Source organism: Muriventricola aceti (genome assembly GCF_025567565.1).
GTDB classification, from domain to species: Bacteria; Bacillota; Clostridia; order Oscillospirales; family Oscillospiraceae; genus Lawsonibacter; species Lawsonibacter aceti.
Genome location: NZ_JAOQKF010000025.1, coordinates 1 through 3,633, shown reverse-complemented (window position 1 = coordinate 3,633; position 3,633 = coordinate 1). Strand labels below are relative to the sequence as shown.

Annotated in this window: 4 protein-coding genes; all 4 read right to left on the bottom strand. The window is 53.3% G+C overall.

The window, feature by feature from the left end; all coding sequences use genetic code 11:
• Positions 1-51: 51 nt before the first annotated feature.
• On the bottom strand, positions 52-1,074 hold the full coding sequence (locus OCV64_RS16045; RefSeq protein ID WP_147572283.1) for a zinc-dependent alcohol dehydrogenase: 1,023 nt from the start codon (positions 1,072-1,074) through the stop codon (positions 52-54).
• Between the two features lie 18 nt (positions 1,075-1,092).
• Positions 1,093-2,022, bottom strand: coding sequence for a transketolase family protein (locus tag OCV64_RS16040; RefSeq protein ID WP_186852524.1), 930 nt, complete (start codon positions 2,020-2,022; stop codon positions 1,093-1,095).
• A gap of 1 nt (position 2,023) precedes the next feature.
• The gene (locus OCV64_RS16035) at positions 2,024-2,854 is read right to left on the bottom strand and encodes a transketolase (protein WP_186852523.1); all 831 of its coding nucleotides are present in this window, start codon (positions 2,852-2,854) and stop codon (positions 2,024-2,026) included.
• Between the two features lie 158 nt (positions 2,855-3,012).
• A complete protein-coding gene (locus OCV64_RS16030; RefSeq protein ID WP_262670550.1) occupies positions 3,013-3,546 on the bottom strand; it encodes a TRAP transporter large permease subunit in 534 nt (177 codons plus the stop codon).
• Positions 3,547-3,633: the final 87 nt, after the last annotated feature.

Genomic DNA, 3,633 nt, shown 5'->3' with positions numbered 1-3,633 from the left:
GCCCCTGTGGGGCGGCCGCCTTATTATATTTGAATATTGACACGTTATTGCTCAGAAGTCTACAACAACCTTGACCACAGGTTCCGGTCGCTTATCGGCCCACTCCATGGCATCGTGGAACTCCTCGACAGGGAACCGCTTGGTGATAAAGCCATCTAACTTGATATCACCCTCATTGATTCCGTCAATAACTTCCTTAAAGTCATCAGCGGTGTACATATTGGAACCGCACAGCTTCAGCTCCTTAATCTGGATCAAGTCAAAGGGAGCCTGTACATTGGCCATAATGGCAATTTCAGAAATAATGCCGCCGCGCTTCGTGATCTCAGCGGCCTGCTGCACACAGGGCGCATTTCCGAAGGCCAAGAAGGTCATATCCACGCCATAGCCATCCGTTTCTTCCAAAACACGGTCCAAAACCGGGTCCTTCATTGAATTCAGCACCAAATCGGCACCCATTTCCTTGGCCTTCTCCAAGTTGAAGTCCACCACATCAATGGCGATGATCTTCTTCGGATTGAATCTCTTTGCGCTGAGAAGAACACCAAGCCCAATGGTGCCACAACCAATGATGGCAATAACGCTATCCTCATTGACCTTATGCTCTCGGACTGCGTGCATACCAACAGCCAAAGGCTCAATCAGCGCGCCCTGGTCAAAGCTGACGTTCTCCCCCAGGGGGATCACGCATCCCTCAGGAGCTACAATATACTCACCGAAGGAGCCGCTCCAGTAATAAGCGCCCAATATTTTTTTATCCTGGCACAGATTATATTTACCGGCCTTACAGAGCTCACAGTGACCGCAACCGTACTGGGGCTCTGCGGTAACACGGTCGCCAACCTTAAACTTCGTGACGGCGCTGCCAACTTCACAGACCTCACCCGCAAACTCATGTCCGGAAACCAGGGGGGGAACACGCCAAGCGTGTTTTCCATGGTAAGCATGGACCTCGGACCCACAGATACCAGTCACCTTGACCTTAATTTTTACATCAGTAGGGTTGTTGATCTGCGGTTCTTCAGTCTCTTTAAAATAGGCGACTTCCGGCTTTTCGATAAAACCAGCTCTCATGACCACGCTACCCCTCTCTTACCAATTCTCAGCCTGGGCGACAATGTTCTCAACAGTGATGCCGTTGATTGCCAGCAGGCGCTCATAGGGGGCAGACTGGCCGAACTGATCCTGGATGCCGACGCGCTTGACCTGGCCCTTGCCCATCTCGGCCACGACCTCGCAGACAGCGCCGCCCAGGCCGTTGATGATGTTGTGGTCCTCCACTGTGATAATCTTACCGATGTCGTTGACACAAGCCTTGACCGCCTCTACGTCCAGAGGCTTGATGGTGTGCATATCCAGCACTCGGGCGGAGATTCCCTTGCCAGCCAGCACCTCGGCGGCCTCCAGAGCCAGACGGACGGTGTCGCCGTTGGCGATGATGGCCACATCCTTGCCGTCCTTCAGCAGGTTGGCCTTGCCGATCTCAAAGGTGGTGTTCTCGTCATAGATGACGGGGATCGCGTCACGGGTAAAGCGCAGGTAGCAGGGGCCATTCATCTCCGCCGCCGCGGCCACCAGCTTGCGGGCGGACCAGTAGTCAGCCGGCATAATGACCGTCATGTTGGGCAGGGTGCGCAGAACACCCATATCCTCGATACACTGATGGGAAGCGCCGTCATTGGCGGGGGTAACGCCGCCGTGAGAGCAGGCGATCTTCACATTCAGGTTGGGATAGCAGATCTCCTGACGGATCTGCTCGCACATACGCAGGGAGCCGAACACAGCATAGGTAACCACGAAGGGGATCTTGCCGCAGGTAGCCAAGCCGGCTGCCAGACCGGCTCCGTTCTGCTCCGCGATGCCCACGTTCACATGCTGCTCCGGATAGGCCTTAGCAAAAGCGGTGGTTTTGCAAGACTTTCCGATGTCTACGTCTACTACATAGATGTCCTTATTGTTCTTTCCGAGCTCAACCAGCTCGTCCCCCAGGCCATCGCGGGTAGCGATCAACTTTTTATCCATCTCAGATACCCTCCTCAAGCTCACGCATAGCCTGCTGATACTGCTCATCGTTGGGAGCCATACCGTGCCAAGCCAGTTGATTCTCCATGTAAGACACACCCTTGCCCTTTACGGTGTGGGCATTGATGAACTTAGGTCTTCCATCCTTGGCAGCATGGATCTTATCAAAGGTCTCCATGATCTGCTCCATATTGTGGCCATCGATCTCATAGGTGTCATAGCCGAAGGCGTCAAACTTCTTAGTCAGATCCAGCTGAGGCATAATTTCATCTGTGGTGCCATCGATCTGTAGGCCATTGTTGTCGATGATGACCACCAGATTGTCCAGATGATACCGGTAGGCAGCCATCACTGCCTCCCAAATCTGGCCCTCATCAGCCTCGCCGTCGCCTACGACAGCGTAGACCATGTAGTCTTTATGATCGCGCTTCCCAGCCAGAGCCATACCCACGGCGCAGGACAACCCCTGTCCAAGAGAGCCGGTAGAGATGTCGATGCCAGGACACTTGTTCATAGAGGGATGGCCCTGGAGCTTGGAACCCTCCTTCCGCAAGGTGTGCAGGTCTTCCTCTGGGAAGAAACCCAGCAGACCCAGCGCGGAATACTGGATGGGGCATACATGGCCCTTTGACAGCACAAAGCGGTCACGGTCTGCCCACCTTGGATTCTTGGGGTCCACATTCATTTCACGGAAGTAGAGACAGGCCACGATATCAGCGATGGACAGAGACCCTCCTGGATGACCAGACTGTGCCTCGTAGATCATGGTCACAGCAGTTTTCCGGAGCTGCTTGGCGTACTCTTTTAGCTCCTTTGCACTAATGTTTTTCATGACTTCACCTCATAAAATTATTTCATTTGAGCAGAACACCCAATGTCCTAACATGGGATGTTTTTGGGGAAAAAAATTTGTTTCTTCCCTGCCTCTCTCCCCTGCCGGTACACCCAATCGTGTACCGGCAGAGAAGCTTGGCAGATCAGAACAACGGTTTAACCCAACAAGTTGGGAAGCGTCATAGGAATGAAGGGCAGGTAAGTCGTCAGCAACAAGGCTATGATGGATGCCACCACAAAGGGCAACACCGACTTTGACATTCTCTTCAAGCTGATATCAGCGATACCGCAACCCACATACAAATTGACGCCCACAGGAGGAGTAACCAGGCCAATCGCCAGGTTCATGACCATGATACAGCCCAGGTGTACGCCGTCGATACCCAGAGCCTCAGCAACAGGGTACAGGATGGGGACGATAATATACATGGCGGAGTTTGCGTCGATGAAGCAGCCGGCAATCAGCAGGATGATGTTGACGATCAACAGGAAGATGTACTTATTGCCCGCGGAAACCTGGATCAGCAGGTTGCTCGCATCAGCAGCCACACCAGTCACGGTCAGCACCCAAGCGAAGAGGCTGGCTGTACCGACGATAAACATGACCACGGCGGTCTGAGATACAGAATCACGCAAGATGGGCATGATGTCCTTCAGGGAAAGAGTACGGTAGATAAATAGACCGCAAATTGCAAGTGTAAGTTGGACACCTGCACGGTAGAACTTAGTGAATCAGAGCGTCGGTCAGGATGGAAGCCGCTGGCTTCCGTCCTGGGC